This is a genomic window from Streptomyces sp. NBC_01381 (genome assembly GCF_026340305.1).
In the GTDB taxonomy this organism is placed as follows: domain Bacteria; phylum Actinomycetota; class Actinomycetes; order Streptomycetales; family Streptomycetaceae; genus Streptomyces.
In genome coordinates this window covers 2692550-2707509 of record NZ_JAPEPI010000002.1, presented here as the reverse complement: position 1 = coordinate 2707509, position 14960 = coordinate 2692550, and the positions used below count along the sequence as shown (strand labels likewise).

14 protein-coding genes and 1 pseudogene are annotated in these 14960 nt (G+C 69.8%); 6 read left to right on the top strand and 9 right to left on the bottom strand.

The features are described 5' to 3' along the window. Positions 1–99 precede the first annotated feature (99 nt). The 3 genes from OG453_RS33630 to OG453_RS33620 form a co-directional block, all read right to left on the bottom strand. Entirely contained in the window at positions 100–1023 is a 924-nt protein-coding gene (locus OG453_RS33630) for a hypothetical protein (protein WP_266872333.1), read from the bottom strand. A gap of 114 nt (positions 1024–1137) precedes the next feature. Further along, complete coding sequence (locus OG453_RS33625) at positions 1138–1296, bottom strand: hypothetical protein (RefSeq protein WP_266872332.1); 159 nt, start codon at positions 1294–1296, stop codon at positions 1138–1140. Then, positions 1293–1640 (bottom strand): hypothetical protein, encoded by a 348-nt coding sequence (locus OG453_RS33620; protein ID WP_266872331.1) that lies wholly within the window; start codon positions 1638–1640, stop codon positions 1293–1295. Before OG453_RS33620 ends, OG453_RS33625 begins: the two co-directional genes overlap by 4 nt. 143 nt (positions 1641–1783) lie before the next feature. On the opposite strand from OG453_RS33620, the gene OG453_RS33615 reads away from it, so the two are divergent. After that, a complete protein-coding gene (locus OG453_RS33615; protein WP_266872330.1) occupies positions 1784–3055 on the top strand; it encodes a hypothetical protein in 1272 nt (423 codons plus the stop codon). 11 nt (positions 3056–3066) lie between these two features. After that, a complete protein-coding gene (locus OG453_RS33610; RefSeq protein WP_266872329.1) occupies positions 3067–3594 on the top strand; it encodes an N-acetyltransferase in 528 nt (175 codons plus the stop codon). Positions 3595–3643: 49 nt separating this feature from the next. Here the strand turns inward: OG453_RS33610 and OG453_RS33605 are convergent, their stop codons facing one another. After that, a complete protein-coding gene (locus OG453_RS33605) occupies positions 3644–4015 on the bottom strand; it encodes a hypothetical protein (RefSeq protein WP_266872328.1) in 372 nt (123 codons plus the stop codon). An 872-nt stretch (positions 4016–4887) separates the two neighbouring features. Between OG453_RS33605 and OG453_RS33600 the strand changes: the two genes are divergently transcribed. The 3 genes from OG453_RS33600 (at position 4888) to OG453_RS33590 (ending at position 6989) form a co-directional block, all read left to right on the top strand. After that, positions 4888–5457 (top strand): peptide deformylase, encoded by a 570-nt coding sequence (locus OG453_RS33600; RefSeq protein ID WP_266872327.1) that lies wholly within the window; start codon positions 4888–4890, stop codon positions 5455–5457. Further along, on the top strand, positions 5457–5786 hold the full coding sequence (locus OG453_RS33595) for a hypothetical protein (RefSeq protein ID WP_266872326.1): 330 nt from the start codon (positions 5457–5459) through the stop codon (positions 5784–5786). The genes OG453_RS33600 and OG453_RS33595 overlap by 1 nt, the downstream gene beginning before the upstream one ends. Before the next feature lie 141 nt (positions 5787–5927). Beyond that, positions 5928–6989, top strand: a complete 1062-nt coding sequence (locus tag OG453_RS33590) for an ATP-dependent DNA ligase (RefSeq protein WP_266872325.1) — start codon at positions 5928–5930, stop codon at positions 6987–6989. A gap of 15 nt (positions 6990–7004) precedes the next feature. Here OG453_RS33590 and OG453_RS33585 read toward each other — a convergent pair whose 3' ends face one another. The 5 genes and pseudogenes from OG453_RS33585 to OG453_RS33565 form a co-directional block, all read right to left on the bottom strand. Beyond that, positions 7005–8276 carry a vanadium-dependent haloperoxidase gene (locus tag OG453_RS33585; RefSeq protein ID WP_266872324.1) on the bottom strand — a complete coding sequence of 424 codons (1272 nt, stop codon included), beginning with the start codon at positions 8274–8276 and terminating at the stop codon, positions 7005–7007. Beyond that, complete coding sequence (locus OG453_RS33580; RefSeq protein WP_266872323.1) at positions 8273–9619, bottom strand: LLM class flavin-dependent oxidoreductase; 1347 nt, start codon at positions 9617–9619, stop codon at positions 8273–8275. Before OG453_RS33580 ends, OG453_RS33585 begins: the two co-directional genes overlap by 4 nt. A 512-nt stretch (positions 9620–10131) precedes the next feature. Beyond that, positions 10132–10791, bottom strand: a pseudogene (locus OG453_RS33575) (ABC transporter ATP-binding protein); the annotation flags it as partial. Then, entirely contained in the window at positions 10767–11621 is an 855-nt protein-coding gene (locus OG453_RS33570) for an ABC transporter permease (RefSeq protein WP_266872322.1), read from the bottom strand. The gene OG453_RS33570 and the pseudogene OG453_RS33575, both read right to left, overlap by 25 nt. Then, positions 11618–12676, bottom strand: a complete 1059-nt coding sequence (locus OG453_RS33565) for an ABC transporter substrate-binding protein (protein ID WP_266872321.1) — start codon at positions 12674–12676, stop codon at positions 11618–11620. The genes OG453_RS33570 and OG453_RS33565 overlap by 4 nt, the downstream gene beginning before the upstream one ends. A gap of 433 nt (positions 12677–13109) precedes the next feature. Here OG453_RS33565 and OG453_RS33560 point away from each other — a divergent pair, with 433 nt between their 5' ends. Then, the gene (locus OG453_RS33560; protein ID WP_266872320.1) at positions 13110–14894 is read left to right on the top strand and encodes an FAD-dependent oxidoreductase; all 1785 of its coding nucleotides are present in this window, start codon (positions 13110–13112) and stop codon (positions 14892–14894) included. Positions 14895–14960: the final 66 nt, after the last annotated feature.

Here is a 14960-nt window from a genome sequence, read left to right as displayed (position 1 = left end):
CCGTGACGAAGCTCTGACAACCCGAGATCGGTAACCCCATAGTTCGTTTGTGACGCTTCTAATCTCCGGTTGCGCTCTGTAGCTGATACGGGAATCGACCTAGGTGGCCACTGATTCATCCTCAAAGCCGAGCTCGACTGACGCTGCGTTGCGGAAGGCCGAGTATGCAACCCCTTGGCGATTGATGGCAGCGTGGGCGCGCTGAATGCGCTCTGTGGTCAGCGGCCCTTCGGCAGCCCAAGCTGAGATCGCTTCGCTTGTAGCCGCGTCCAGCTCATCGGCTGCCTCACGTACCGAACGCGGGCCAGCAAGATCAACCCTCGCCTTCGCCGAAGCGATTTCGCTAACCAGTGCGATGACCGGGTCCAGCAATTCCTGGGGAGGTGTCTCGACGTCCTCGCGCATGGCCCCAAGTCTGTACTCGGCTTCGATCGTCCTGTCGACGACGTCCAGGAGAGTCGAATAGGCCTCGCGCCGTCTATCGCGCACCCACTGCCTGTTGCCGTGCCGCTCCATGCGCTGGGCCTGTTCGAGCGCGACGGCAGCCGTCTTGCGGACGCCCCACATCGCAGCCCCGGAGCCGATGCCCGCACCGATCAGTCCAAAGATCGCTGGTAGCCACACATCCATGTGCCGCATTGTGACCTGGTCAGTGCCTGAAATGGAGGAGCCCCGGCCGGTGGACATGCCCGGCCGGGGCTGGTGCCGCCCGCTCCTGGAGCTACGGGGTACGGGGCGGGCGGGGTCGTCGAAGCCGTGACCGCCAGCGCGACGGGCCTTTGCGCGGGCCACCTGCAGCGCTTCGCTCTCCACCCCGCGCACGAGGCAGTGGCAGGGGCAATCCTCCACGGTGCCCATGATGAGGCGCCCGCCGTCGATGGCGAGGGTGGACGTCATGCTGCAGGTGTTCGGCCCACAGGTTCGGCCGCTCAGGATCTGCTGCAGGCACGGCGGACACGACACGAGAGTCAGGTCCGGGGCCTCTGGCTCGTCCAGCAGGGGGCGGTGTTCCGGGCTGGTCATGGTCTTCGCCTCTGCTCGGTGGCAGATGATGAGCGGCCCGCCCCCATGAGTTCCTACTGGGCGAGCCGCTCCTTCCCATGCCGTGGGCTGTCCTACGGGGCCACGGCCGGCGGCTTACCGGGGCGTGCGGCGGACGTAGGCCGGCCGCTTCGGGCACTTCGTGTGCATGGTGACGATCCTGCCGCCCGCCGAGATGGAGACCTTCGCGTAGGTCTCGACTGGCTGCCCCGGCTTGATCGGCTGGTCGCAGCGCCAGCAGAACCCTCCGCTCATCGCCGCACCTCCTTCAGGGCCTGGCGTAGCGCCTTGCCCTCTGCGCATCGGCCGGTCTCGTCGTTGCACTGCTCGCAGCTCTGGATGTGGTCGAGGAGTGCGCCGTAGGCGTGTGGCTCGGCGCAGAGGCGGCAGCCGCGGGGGAACCAGACGAAGTCGGTGTCGAACCGTCGCTCGGAGCGTGTGCCGAGCTCGACGGCGTTCTCCGTGGTGAGGACGACGGCGCACCACACGCAGGCCCGGCCGCACGTCTGCGCCACGGACAGGCCCTCGACGGGCGGCACCTCGATGGTGCTGCCGGTCGGGATAGTGCCGTTCGCCTGAGAACTGGCGTCTCTGCTCATGACGTCGAGGTTCTCCGAAGTGTCCTGTTCCCCATCAGGACGGATCCGGGGCAGTTACTCGCAGCCGACCGGACAGTTTTACCCAGCGGCGGACGACGGTAGGTCTACCGTCGAGAGACGCGGGCGCAAGGTGGGGGACGGTCATGGCCAAGCAGCGGAACACCAAGCTCGATGCCCTGCTTGTGGAGTTCGGTTTCACCCATCAGCAGCTGGCCGACGAGGTGAACCAGGCCGCGCAAGACGTGTTCGGCAAGCCCACCCAGTGCGCCGACCGCCATGTACGCCGCTGGATCGCGGGCGACGTGCAATGGCCGTGGTCCCGCTACCTTCTCCCCCTGCAAGAGATCTTCGGCCGCAGCCCGGAGGCTCTGGGGTTCATCCCGCGCAAGTCCTCACGCGTACCGGCCCCGCCCCGGCGGTCGGCGCCCGTGCAGGAGGAACGCCCCGTGAGACGCCGGGAGTTCATCGCGGTCGGCCTGGCGGCTGCCCTTGGCCTGGATGCCATCCCCTCCGCTGGTCGCCTCGGTACAGCGGACGTCGAGCGGATCCGGGCGATCGCCCCCGCTCTGTACAACCACGACCATGCGCTTGGCGGGGGCGCACTGCACGCGGTCTCCGAGGAGGCACTGCGCGCCGTCCACTACGCGCTCAACCACTGCACCTACGGCTCCCGCGTCGAGCGCGCCCTTTACGCGGCGAGCGGCGACCTGGCGGCGTCGGCCGGCTGGTTCGCCTACGACGCTGGACTGCAGGAGGACGCGACGAGCTTGTACAGCGAGGCATTGCAGGCGGGCATGCTCGCCGGGGACGGAATGCTGCAGGCCCGCGTCTGGTCGAACCTCGCCATGCAGGCACGGCTGTTGGACCGCGACCAGGAGGCTCTGCGGATCGGCCGGGCCGCGGTCGAGACGCGGCAGGCAAAACAGGATCCGTGGCTCATGTCGCTGCTGCACTGCCGCCAAGCCGTCGGCCATGCCCGCGTCGGCGAGCGCACCCGCGCCGAGCGGTCCCTTGCGCGGGCTGAGAGCGCCTACGACCGCGCGAACGGCGAGCCTGCAGTCTGGCTGTCATTCCTCACCCCCGCGGAGCTCACCGGGCTAGCCGGGGCCGCGCACCAGGCCCTCGGCCGGTACGGGCAGGCACAGGAACTCACCGCCTCCGCGCTGGACATGCTCGAGCCGCGCTTCGAGCGCAACCGGGTCTACTACACCGTGCAGAGCGCACAGGCCCTACTCGACAGCGGGGAAGTCGAGCAGGCCGCCGTCGAGGCGCGCCGCGCTTTGGCGATAGGCGAGCGTGTGCAGAGCGAGCGGGTACAGGGCAAGATCGACGGGCTAAGCCAGCAGATGCGCCGCCACGCCCACGTGCCCGCGGCGGCGGACTTCCTCGAGCAGACGCGACGAGCGGGAGCGTGAGCGTGGACGGCATGCGGATGGAACGACGGGACTCGGCAGGGCTCGGCGAGATCCGGCCCGAACTCCTCGACGTGTACGCGGAGATCTACGCCGACCGGCTCGGCGAGGAGTTCCACACGGTCGAACGGTTCGACGAGCGGCTCGGCTGGAACACCGAAGTGCCCGGCTTCGCCGCGGTCGTCGGCTATCTCGACGAGACTCCAGTCGGCTACGCCTACGGCTGCACCCTGCAGGCGGGCACTAGGTGGTGGAACGGACTGCGCACCACGGTCCCGGACGGCGCGACCGTCGAGGACGGCGCCCGCACGTTCGCCTTGTCCGAGCTCATGATCGTCGACAAAGTACGCGGCACCGGGGCGGCGAAGGCGATCCACGACGAGCTGCTCCGCGGCCGGCCTGAGGAGCGGGCGACGCTCCTCGTCGAGCGGGAGCACCCCAAGGTGCGTGGCCTGTACGAGGGCTGGGGGTACGAGTGGTTCGCTGAAGTGCTGCCGTTCGCAGACTCGCCGCTGTACGACGCGATGAACCTACGGCTCTGAAACACAGAAGAGCCTCCGCCCGGTGAGGGGCGGAGGCCTTCGATGGCCGTCAGATGTCGGTGCGTCCGCCAAAGTACCCGGGGACCTTGGTGCGCAGCACCCGCTCGACCTCGTCGTACTCGTTCGCCTCCGATATCCGGGTCCGGTGCAGAGCGAAACGCAGGCCGCTGATCAGAGCGTCGAGTGTGACTTCCATGCCCTCCGGGCCGTTACGCCGCGCCTCAGCGAGCAGATCCGCGAACAGGGACACGGCCGTGTCCCGTCGTGTGTCCCACAGCCAGGCGAAGACCTCGCCGAACGGGTCGCCGGGGTGAGCAACCTTGCCGTCTTTGTAGAACCTGCCGAGATCGATGCCTTCGTAGCAGACGAAGCCGGTCAGCAGCTGCTCGAACTGCCGGTACGGCACTGCGATGTCGTCCATGAATGCCCCCTCCGTAGTCGTATGCCGTGGCTCATCCTGGCCGCGGCGAACCGTCCGCGACAGTGCGCATTCGCGCCCCAGCCCGTGAGGGAGGGAGGCGCCGGAGGGGAAGCGGAAGTACCCGTTTCCCGTTTCCTGCGTGACCGCCTCCCCGTGGCCTCGAGTCCCGAACCCCCGTCGCACACGCCGGGAATCCGGAGAGCTCCGCAGGCGACGCGCACGCGACCAACCTGCTCGTCGAGCACGAGGCCACGAGGCTGTTCTACGACGGCAGCACCTACCAGGCCACGCAGCGCCACAGCCTCTACAACGACAGCCCCGCCCCTGTGACCCGCTATCTCATCCGCATCTCCGTCGACCGGTACCCCGGCAACCCGGAGCGTTCCAACCAGCACTACCGGGACCACCCGCTGACGTGGGATGAGATCGGACTGAAGCGCGTCCATCGACGGCGAGCCGCTGACGTGGCGCGTCAAGCACGACCGGGACGCGTTCAAGGAGCTCTGGCTGCTCTTCGAGAACACCCACGGCCAGTACTCGCTCTACCCCGGCGAGTCGGCGTGGCCGGAGTACAGCTACACCGTCGGCGACGACAAGTGGGGGTCCTGGTTCCAGCGGGCGGTGCGCTTGCCGACGCAGCGTATGAGCGTCCGCCTCGACTTCCCCGCCGAGCTCGACCCTGTGGTGTGGGGCACGGAAACCAGCATGACCGCGGAGGCGCTCCCCTTCCGTTCCGTACTGCCATACGCCGTACCGAAGATGACGGCCGGCGGGTCTACTCGTGGGCGACGGACGACCCGCCGCTGCACGCCCGCTATCGGCTCGAGTGGAAGTTCCGCTCAGGCCCCGACCTCGAGGAGAACCCGCACGCCATGGAGACCACCCCCACCGCTAGCGAGAGGATGCGTGCCGTCGGCGTCGTGCAGGAGGGCGACCCCATCCTGACCAAGACTGCACGCCCGTTCAGCCTGCCCGACGAAGCCGAGGATGTGCGCCGCGTCGTCGCCGAGCTCGTCTCCGCATGCGAACGCGCCGCGGCAGTCCAGGTGTTCGGCAAGGGGATGGGGATGGCCGCCCCGCAGATCGGCATCGACCGGGCCGCCGCGATCGTCCGCACCCCAGACGGTGAATCCATCACCCTGTTCAACCCCCGCATAGTCGAGGAGTCCCCCGAGACCGACGAGCAATACGAAGGCTGCCTCAGCTTCTTCGACGTCCGCGGCAAGGTCCCCCGCCCGCTCGCCATCAGCGTCGAGCACCAGGACATCGACGGCACCGAACGGATCACCATCTTCGAGCGCGGCATCGCCCGCCTCATTGCCCACGAAGTCGACCACCTGCACGACCAGCTGTACCGGAGCCGCATGCGCGAGGGTGTCGCGCCGATCCCCGTCTCGGAGTACCGCGGCACCGGCAGCACTTGGCAGTACGGCAGCAACTGATGGCGCAGCCTGTCGCAGCGGCGGTGATCGCCCATGCGGTCGCACGGCAGGATGCGCGGGGTTCCCATGAAGGCATGAACGACTCCGACGTTTCCCGTGAGCAGGCCACCCGGATCAACCGCTGGTGGCTAAGCCTCCACGGCAACGAAAGGGACGAGGCCAAACGCCTGGGGCCTGACGATCAAATGTCGGCCGACATGGCGGCGAGCCTCAAGGCCTACCTGGTTCATGTCGTGGAGCTCGGCACTCCGACCCTCGAGAATGGCGTCGAACTCATCCAGTCTCAAAACCTGAAGGACTTCCTCGCCAAGCAGCGACGTGAGGGCTGAGCTGGCGGTGTGTAAGCCGCCTTCCGTCTCACACATATCTCACAGATCTGGCGTGAGACGGTGGCCGCAGCACGGCTGACCTGGTGTTTGTGGACGCTGGCTGAACAGGCGGACTGTGTGGACGCCACCTAGATTTGAGCCATGGATCTGCCGGTGATGCCCCCCGTCAAGCCCATGCTCGCCAAGCCCGTGGCGAGGATCCCGCCGGGCATGCAGTACGAGGCCAAGTGGGACGGGTTCCGGGCGATCGTCTTTCGTGACGGCGGCGATCTGGAGATCGGCAGCCGGACGGGCAAGCCCCTCACCCGGTACTTTCCCGAGCTGGTCGAGGCCCTGCGGGAGCGGATCCCGGAGCGGTGCGTGCTTGACGGCGAGGTCGTCATCGCGCGCGACGGACGGCTCGATTTCGATGCCCTCACCGAGCGCATCCACCCCGCCGCATCGCGCGTGCGGACGCTCGCCGAGCGGACCCCTGCCTCGTTCGTGGCCTTCGATCTGCTCGCCCTGGACGACGAGGCGCTGCTCGACACGCCCCTCACCGACCGGCGCGCACGCCTGACCGAGGCCCTCGACGGGGTCACCGCCCCCGTCCATCTCGCGCCCGCCACCACGGACCCGGAGTTGGCGCGGGAGTGGTTCGAGCGGTACGAGGGTGCGGGCCTCGACGGGGTCATCGCCAAGCCGCTCGACCTGCGCTACCGGCAGAACGAACGCCTCATGTTCAAGATCAAGCACGAGCGCACGGCGGACTGCGTCGTCGCCGGCTACCGCTTCCACAAGAGCGGCCCCATCGTCGGTTCGCTCCTGCTGGGTCTGTACGACGACGGGGGCACCCTGCAGCACGTCGGTGTCTGCGCCGCGTTCTCCATGCAGCGGCGCGCGGACCTGGTGGAGGAGCTGGAGCCGCTGCGGATGGAGTCCGCCGAAGGGCACCCCTGGGCGGCCTGGGCGGAGGAGTCCGCGCACGAGACATCGCGGATGCCGGGCGCCCCCAGCCGCTGGTCGGGCAAGAAGGATCTCTCCTGGGTGCCGCTGCGCCCCGATCGCGTCTGCGAGGTGGCGTACGACCACATGGAGGGCGGGCAGCGCTTCCGGCACACGGCGCGGTTCCGCACCTGGCGGCCGGACCGGACCCCTGACAGCTGTACGTTCACCCAGCTGGAGGAGCCGGTCCGGTACGACCTGGCGGATGTGCTGCGGTAGCCGGTCCCCGCGGGGTCAGCTAGCCGGGCGCAGCAGGGTGTCGGCGTGGCGGAGTGTCTCGGCCGCGACCTGCTTGCCGAGGCGGATCCCCGCCTCGTCGGCGGACCGGGTGTGGATGCCGGAGTAGATGCGGGCCTCCACGTTCTCGGCGGAGAGCCGGTGCCAGTCGGTGTAGGTGCGGGTCACGCCCGGCGCGGTGGGGCTGGTCAGCTCGTACGGCGCGGTGTGCGGGCCCGCGAGGGCGTTCAGGACGCCTTCGGCCGCACCCGAGTACGTGTTGTGTCCGCTCGGGTAGTCGGGGTGGGCGGGGGTGTCGTGCAGCGGGGTCCAGCCCGCGTCCTGCTCGATGTCACCGGTGCGGATCGCGGTGACGGGGCGCCAGCGCTGGTGGGCGTACTTGCTGTCGGACGTGGCGATCTGGGTGTCGACGGACGCGATGTGGAAGAGCGCGACGAGACGGGCCCGGTCGGCGGGCGAGCGCGGGGCCCGGTCGACGGCGACGCGCAGGGGCGCGGTGTAGAGGGTCAGCGACGAGCCGAGCCAGAAGTTGGCGGTCTCGGTCTGCCGGGCGGTGCGGCTGCTGCCTTCCCTGACGCCGTACGCGCGGACCTCGGCGAGGTCCGCCTTGTACCGCCGGGAGTCCAGTGCGGGCGGCGCGGGCAGCCGGTACTGGTCGGCGGTGCGCAGCGCGAAGGGCTTGGCGAGGCGGTTGCCGTACTGGGTGGCGGGGGCGTACGCGGGCGGGGTCGGCTGCCAGACGCCGGGGGCGGCTGGTGGCACGGTGAAGGGGGCGTTGACCGACTTCGGGTCGAGCCCGTCGCCCTCGCGGGACTTCAGGGCGAGGGCGGCCTGCCGGGATCCGGCGGCCACGCCCTTGGTCTCGGCCGCACCGTCGGGGATCGCGTCCAGGGTCTTCCGCAGCGACGCGTCGAGCTGCTCGGTGCGGGCGGGCGCGAGGGCGACGAGCGCGTCGTGGACGGCGGAGGCGAGGGCGGCGTCCTGGTAGTCGGCCCGCGCCACGCCGTCGGGCACGGCGCGAGTCGCCCGTGCGGCGGCGAGCCAACTGACGGCCCAGGTACGGTTGTTGGTGACCTGCGTCGTGGCGCCGGCGGTCGCGATGGTCTCCGCGGTCGTGTCGTACCAGTCGAGCGCGGCGGACGGCGCACGTCCTGTGCCGGTCGCGCCGTTGGTCGGTGTCGCGGCGACGGAGGGCGCCGCGGTGGCGACGGCGAGCAGCGCGGTGGCGCCGAGCGCGGTCAGCGCTGCACGGGATCTGAACACGTTCACGAACTCTCCTTGAGGCGGGCGGGGTTGGCGTACTGACTGTCCGGGCGGGTCAGCCCGTAGTGATCGCGCAGGGTCGTGCCGGTGTACTCCGTACGGAACAGGCCGCGGGCCCGCAGGATCGGCACGACGTGGTCGGCGAAGAGGTCGAATCCGCCCGGCAGCCAGGGCGGCATGACGTTGAACCCGTCGGCGGCGCCCTGCTCGAACCACTCCTGGATCTGGTCGGCGACCTGCTCGGGCGTCCCCGCGATCACCCGGTGCCCGCGGGCCCCGGCGAGGCGGTGCAACAGACCGCGCACGGTGGGCTGTTCGCGTTCGATGATGTCGAGGATCACCTGGAACCTGCTCCCGTTGCCGAGCTCGCCGCCGGTCTCGATGAGCTCGCGGGGTACGGGGCCGTCGAGCTGATCGGCGGTCAGCCGGACGCCGAGGATGCGGTGCAGCAGTTGCAGGGAGTACTCGGGCTGGGTGAGTTCGTTGAACTCGTCGTGCAGGGCCCGCGCCGCGGACTCCGTGGAGGCGATGAACGGGCTGATTCCGGGAAGGACGAGCACCTTCTCCGGGTCCCGACCGGCCTGCCCCACCCGCTTCTTCAGATCGGCGTAGAAGTCCTGGCCGTTGCCGAGGGTCTGGTGCGCGGTGAACACGGCTTCCGCGTACCGCGCCGCGAAGGCGCGACCGTCTTCCGACGCCCCGGCCTGGACGTAGACGGGCCGGCCCTGCGGCGTGCGCGGGGTGTTGAGCGGCCCGCGCACGGTGAGTCGCGGGCCCACATGCTCGATCGGATGGATCCGTTCGGTGTCGGCGAACAGCCCGCTCCCGGGGTCGGCGACGAGCGCATCGTCCTCCCAGCTGTCCCAGAGCTTGGTGACGACGTCGAGGAACTCCCGTGCCCGGTCGTACCGTTCGGCGTGTACGGGGTGCGCGTCGAGTCCGAAGTTCTGCGCGGCCTGCGGGGCGCCGGTGGTGACGATGTTCCAGCCGGCGCGTCCCCCGCTGAGGTGATCGAGCGAGGCGAAGAGCCGGGCCAGGTTGTAGGGCTCGGTGTAGGTGGTGGACGCGGTGGCGATGAGGCCGATGCGTTCGGTGACGGCGGCGATGGCGGAGAGCCAGGTGAAGGGTTCGAGGCGGAAGCGGCTCGCGTACCGGACGTTGTCGGCGAGGGCGGGCCCGTCGGCGAAGAAGATCCCGTCGAAGGCGGCAGCCTCCGCGCGCCGGGCAAGGTCCTGGTAGAACCCGATGTCCAGGATCCGCCCGGTCTCGGACCCGTCGTACCGCCAGGCGGCTTCATGGTGCCCGCCGGGATAGACGAAAAGGTTGAGATGGAGCTCCCGCCGACTCATACGCGACTCACCTCTACGGCCCGCGCGCCGGCCGCGGGGGCATCGGCGCCGGGGGCCACGCCGCCGGCCGCCGGGTCTCGGTCGGCCGGGTCCGCGCCGGCGGACGGCGGATCACCTCCAGCCGGATCCCCGTCAGCGAGCGACGTTTCGCCCCTGCTCAACTCCGCGTCGGCGCCCGGCAGATCACCTCCAGCCGGGCCCCCGCCGACGAGCGAGGAGGCGCCTTCGGCCAGACCCGCGCCAGCAGGAGGCGGGGCACCTTCAGCCGAGTCCACGTCAGCGAGCCACGCTTCGCCTCTACTCAACTCCGCGTCGGCACGCGGCAGATCACCTCCAGCCGGGCCCCCATCAGCGAGCGACGGGGCACCTTCCGCCGGGCCCGCGCCAGCCGGCAACTCATCGCCCTCAGCCGGATCCGCATCGGCAGGCGGCGAATCCCCTTCGGCAACATCAACGCCCAGCTGCCGCAGCAACCGCCCCCGCAGCGCCACGTACTCCGCACTGCCCTGGACGCGTGGCGCCGGCAGTTTCACCCGCACGTCGGCCGCGATGCGGCCCTCGTCCAGGACGAGCACCCGGTCGGCCAGTGCGATCGCCTCGTCGACGTCATGGGTGACCAGGAGCACGGCGGGGCGGTGTGCCTCGCAGAGGCGGCGGAGCAAGGCGTGCATGCGGATGCGGGTGAGGGCGTCCAGCGCGCCGAACGGCTCGTCGGCCAGGAGGAGTTGGGGCTCGCGTACCAGGGAGCGGGCCAGCGAGACGCGCTGCTGTTCGCCGCCGGAGAGGTCGGCGGGCCAGGCGTCCTCGCGGCCCGCGAGGCCCACCTCGGCGAGGGCCGCGCGTCCCCGGTCAAGGGCTCCGGGGCCGGTGAGGCCGAGGGTGACGTTGGGCAGGACCCGCTTCCAGGGCAGCAGTCGCGCGTCCTGGAAGACGACCGAGACATCGCCGGGGGCCGACAGCTCCCCGCTGCCGGTGACCTCGTGGTCGAGTCCCGCGAGGGCCCGCAGCAGCGTGGACTTCCCGGAGCCGCTGCGGCCGAGGAGAGCGACGAACTCGCCCGCCGAGATGGAGAGTTCGAGCTCGTCCAGTACCTTGCGGTCCCCGAAGGAGCGGACAAGGCCGCTGATCCGGACCGTCGGCCCGTCCGTCAGCCCGCCAGTGTGCGTCGCCATGACAGCGCCCTCCGCTCCACGAGTCGTACCAGTGCGTCCGAGATCAGGCCGAGGAGGCCGTACAGGACTAGGCCGACGATGATGATGTCGGTCTGTCCGTAGGTGCGGGCGAGCTCCATCATGTAGCCGATGCCGCTGGTGGCGTTGACCTGCTCGACCACGACGAGCGCGAGCCACGCGCCGGTGACCGCGAACCGCATGCCGAGCAGGAAGCCCGGCAGCGCGCCCGGCAGGACGACGTGGCGCAGGAACCCGGCCCGCGAGAGGCCCACGGTCTCGGCGAGTTCGGCGTACCGGCCGTCGATCGTCCGCAGTCCGTTGTGGGTGTGGATGTAGACGGGTACGAAGACGCCGAGCGCGATGGTGATGACCTTCATCGACTCGCCGATGCCGAACCAGAGGATCAGCAGCGGGATCAGCGCCAGGGAAGGGATCGCCCGCTTGATCTGCACGGGGCCGTCGATGATGCCCTCGCCGAGCCTGCTGAGCCCGGCGACGACGGCAAGCGCGAGCCCCGCCGCCGTGCCGAACAGGAGGCCGAGCAGGGCGCGTTCGGCGGATGTGGCGAGGTTCGACTGGAGCCGGCCCTCGGCGATCAGATCGGCGGCGGTGCTCACCACTGTCCAGGGCGCGGAGAGGTTACGGGCGTCGATGAACCCGGCGGCCGAGCCCGCCGACCAGAGGGCGAGCAGCAGCAGCGGCCCGAGCGCCCAGCCGTACGGAAGAGGGCGGCCGGGGCCCAGCCGGCGCCGCGGACGGCGGCGCGACTCGAACGGGGCAGCGGCTGCGGGCCTGACGGCCTTGGTCAGGGTGGGTGCCTGAGCGCTCATGATGCGGACCCCGCCTTGATCGCGTCCGCCGCCACCGACTCGTAACGGCGGTCGAAGAGCACCTCCGCGTCGAAGCTCTTCCTCCCGGTCTCCTTCGCCAGCAGGTCGACCGTCTTCTGCTGCCGCGCGATCGCCGATGTCCAGTCCGCCGGGATGTCGGGGTGACCGACCCCCTTGACGAGGTACTCGCCGTCCTCGCGGGTCAGCCCCTGGTCCTTGACGTAGTAGCCCTCGATCCACTCCGTGGGATGCCCGTCGACCCATGCGGCGGCGCAGGCCCAGAACTTCACGAACTCCCTGATGGCCGCCGCCTTCCGCGGATCCTTCACCGACTCGGTCGGCACCCACAGATGCCCCGGATCGTCCCGCAGCCCGTGCTGGATCGTCTTCGCGCCGTCCTTGCCGTACTTCGCCGGATAGCGCTTGATGTTGACTCCGCCGAGCGGCGCCGCGTCGACCTCGCCGCTGCCGAGCGCCGTCGGGTAGACATCGCCGGTGCTGGGCAGTTCGACGAGTTCCACGTCGTCCTTGCCGAGCCCCGCCTTGGCGAGGATGCGCAGGACGAGCGCGCCCTGCGCCTGGCCGGGGCTGTAGGCGATCTTCTTGCCGCGCAGATCCTTCAGCGTGTCGATGTCGGCGCCGGGCGCGATGCCCAGTTCGTACGTGGGGTGGTCGATCGGGTCCTTACGGAATTTGGCGGCGACCAATTTCGTGTCGAGCCCCGTCCAGTGCGCGTGAATGGAGGGTATTTCCGCCGCCGAGCAGACGTCGAGGGAATGTGCGCGGAATGCCTCCGAGCATTGCGGGCCGCCGCTGACATTGGCCCACTTCACCTTGAAGGGAAGCTTGTCGAGCTGCCCGGAGAGTTTCAGGGCGATCTGTATCTCGGGGGATCCGACGGTGATGGTGGTGTCCGGGTCCACTTTCGCCGGAATCTTGGCGGAGACCTTCTCGGCGTCGACGGTCGTGGTGGGCGATGTGCTGTCGGCGCATCCCGCAAGGAGCAGCGGAACGGCCAGGGCAGCGACGAGCGCCACCCGTGGGTGTCTGGGCATGAGTTCTTTCCCGGGAGAGCGGACGTACACGGAAGGAGAAGCCAGGAATTACTGGAATTTCGCGTGGCTTCTTACGAGAAGACGTTCCGGACGTCAGCTACACAGCGCGGCGGAGACGCGCATCAGATCGACAGCGCGCCGCTGCTTGAACCGCCGGGATATTCGCATGGCGTCGAAACTAGCCACGGCGCCGAGAGAGGGTCAAGCCCCTTGTCGCGGCCGGGGTTTCCGGCAACGCACCTTTCGTACGGCGGCCATACGTCCGTTACACCACCGCCCGCCGCGAACACCCCGGCCGGACCACGACCACCATCGGCGGCACAATCGCGCCAACATTCACGCCCGCCGCCTCGTGCGGCTTCCGCGTCACGGTGCGGTGACCGTATGCTCCTGCGCCTGATACGGGAGTTACCTACGGTAAGGGGGACGGGACATGGGGCGCTCGGGAGCCGAGGGCAGCACGAGGCGTACGTTCGTCGCGGGGGCGGCCGCGGCGGGTGGCGTGGCCGCGCTCGGCATGGGGGCACTGCCCGCGGTGGCGGACGACCGGGCCCCGAAGGCGCGGCAGTCGGTCGCCGTGCTCGGCGGCGGTGTCGCCGGTCTGACCGCGGCCCATGAACTGGCAGAACGCGGCTTCGCGGTCACGGTCTACGAGCGCCGGGCGCTCGGCGGCAAGGCCCGCAGCATGGACGTACCGAACAGCGCGAAGGGCAACCGCAAGCCGCTGCCCGGCGAGCACGGGTTCCGCTTCATCCCCGGGATCTACCACAACCTCCCGGACACGATGCGCCGCATCCCGTTCCCCGGGAACGCGAACGGCGTGTGGGACAACCTCGCCGCGCCCCGCGAGATGTCGTTCGCGCGCACCGGCCGCGAGGACATCCGGATGCCGATCCCCTGGCCGGGCAGCGAGCCGGAGCAGCTCACCCTCGACGACATCCGGCGGGCGCTGACCGCGCTGCTCGACACCGCGTTCAACCTGCCGGCCCACGAGGCCGCGTACTTCGTGAACCGCGCCCTTGTCTTCCTCACCAGCTGCGACGAGCGCCGCGACGACACCTGGGAGTCGACGCCCTGGTGGGAGTTCACGCGGGCCGAGCAGATGTCGAAGGACTATCAGCGCATCCTCGTCATCGGCGTCACCCGCAACATCGTGGCGACGAAGGCCGAGGAGGCGAGCACCCGCACCGTCGGCACGCTCGGTGAGGCCTTCGTCTTCAACGCGCTCGGCCAGGGCGCGGACGGCCCGCCCGACCGGATCCTGAACGCGCCGACCAACGAGGCGTGGATCGACCCGTGGGTGACCCATCTGAAGTCGCTGGGCGTCGAGTTCCGCATGGGCTGGAACGTGCGCGACCTGGGGTTCGCGGGCGGCCGGATCACCAAGACCGTCGTCGAGGATCCGGACGGCGTACGTCACGACATCACCGCCGACCACTACGTCCAGGCCATGCCGGTGGAGCACGCGCGCAAGACGTGGAGCGCCGAACTGAAGGCCGCCGACCCCCAGTTGGCGCGCTGCGACAAGCTGGAGACGGACTGGATGACGGGCATCCAGTTCTACCTGACGGAGCACCCGCCCATCGTCAACGGCCACTTCAACTGCATCGACTCGCCGTGGTCGCTCACGGGCATCGCACAGGCGGGCCACTGGCCGGACCGCGACTTCCCCGCCGACTACGGCGACGGGGTCGCCGTCGAGTGCCTCTCCGTGGACATCTCCGAGTGGGACAAGCCGGGGATGCTGTACGGCAAGACGGCCAAGCAGTGCACGCGCGACGAGGTCGCCAAGGAGGTGTGGGCGCAGCTCAAGGCCGCGCTCAACGACACCGGCAAGACGGTCCTGAGCGACGGCAAGCTGCACTCGTGGTTCCTGGACCCGGGCGTCGACGGCCTCGGGACGCCGAACCCGACCAACGAGGACGAGCTGCTCATCCACCCCGTCGGCACCTTCCACAACCGTCCGTCGGCCGAGACGAAGATCCCCAATCTCTATCTGGCGGGCGACTACGTGGCCGTGCCGATCGACCTGGCGACGATGGAGGGCGCCAACACCTCGGCGCGCCAGGCGGTGAACGCCATCCTGGAGCGGGTCGGGTCGGATGCCGAACGCTGCACGGTGACTCCGCTGTACCGCGTTCCGGCGGTGGAGCTCCTCAAGCGCCACGACCGCACCCGCTACCGGCTCGGCCTGCCGAACGCCCTGGATCTGGGCTGAGGCCGTCGACGCAGGCCGAAGACTGAACCCGTGGACGTAGGCTGAAGGAAGGGCCTGACGGGGTAG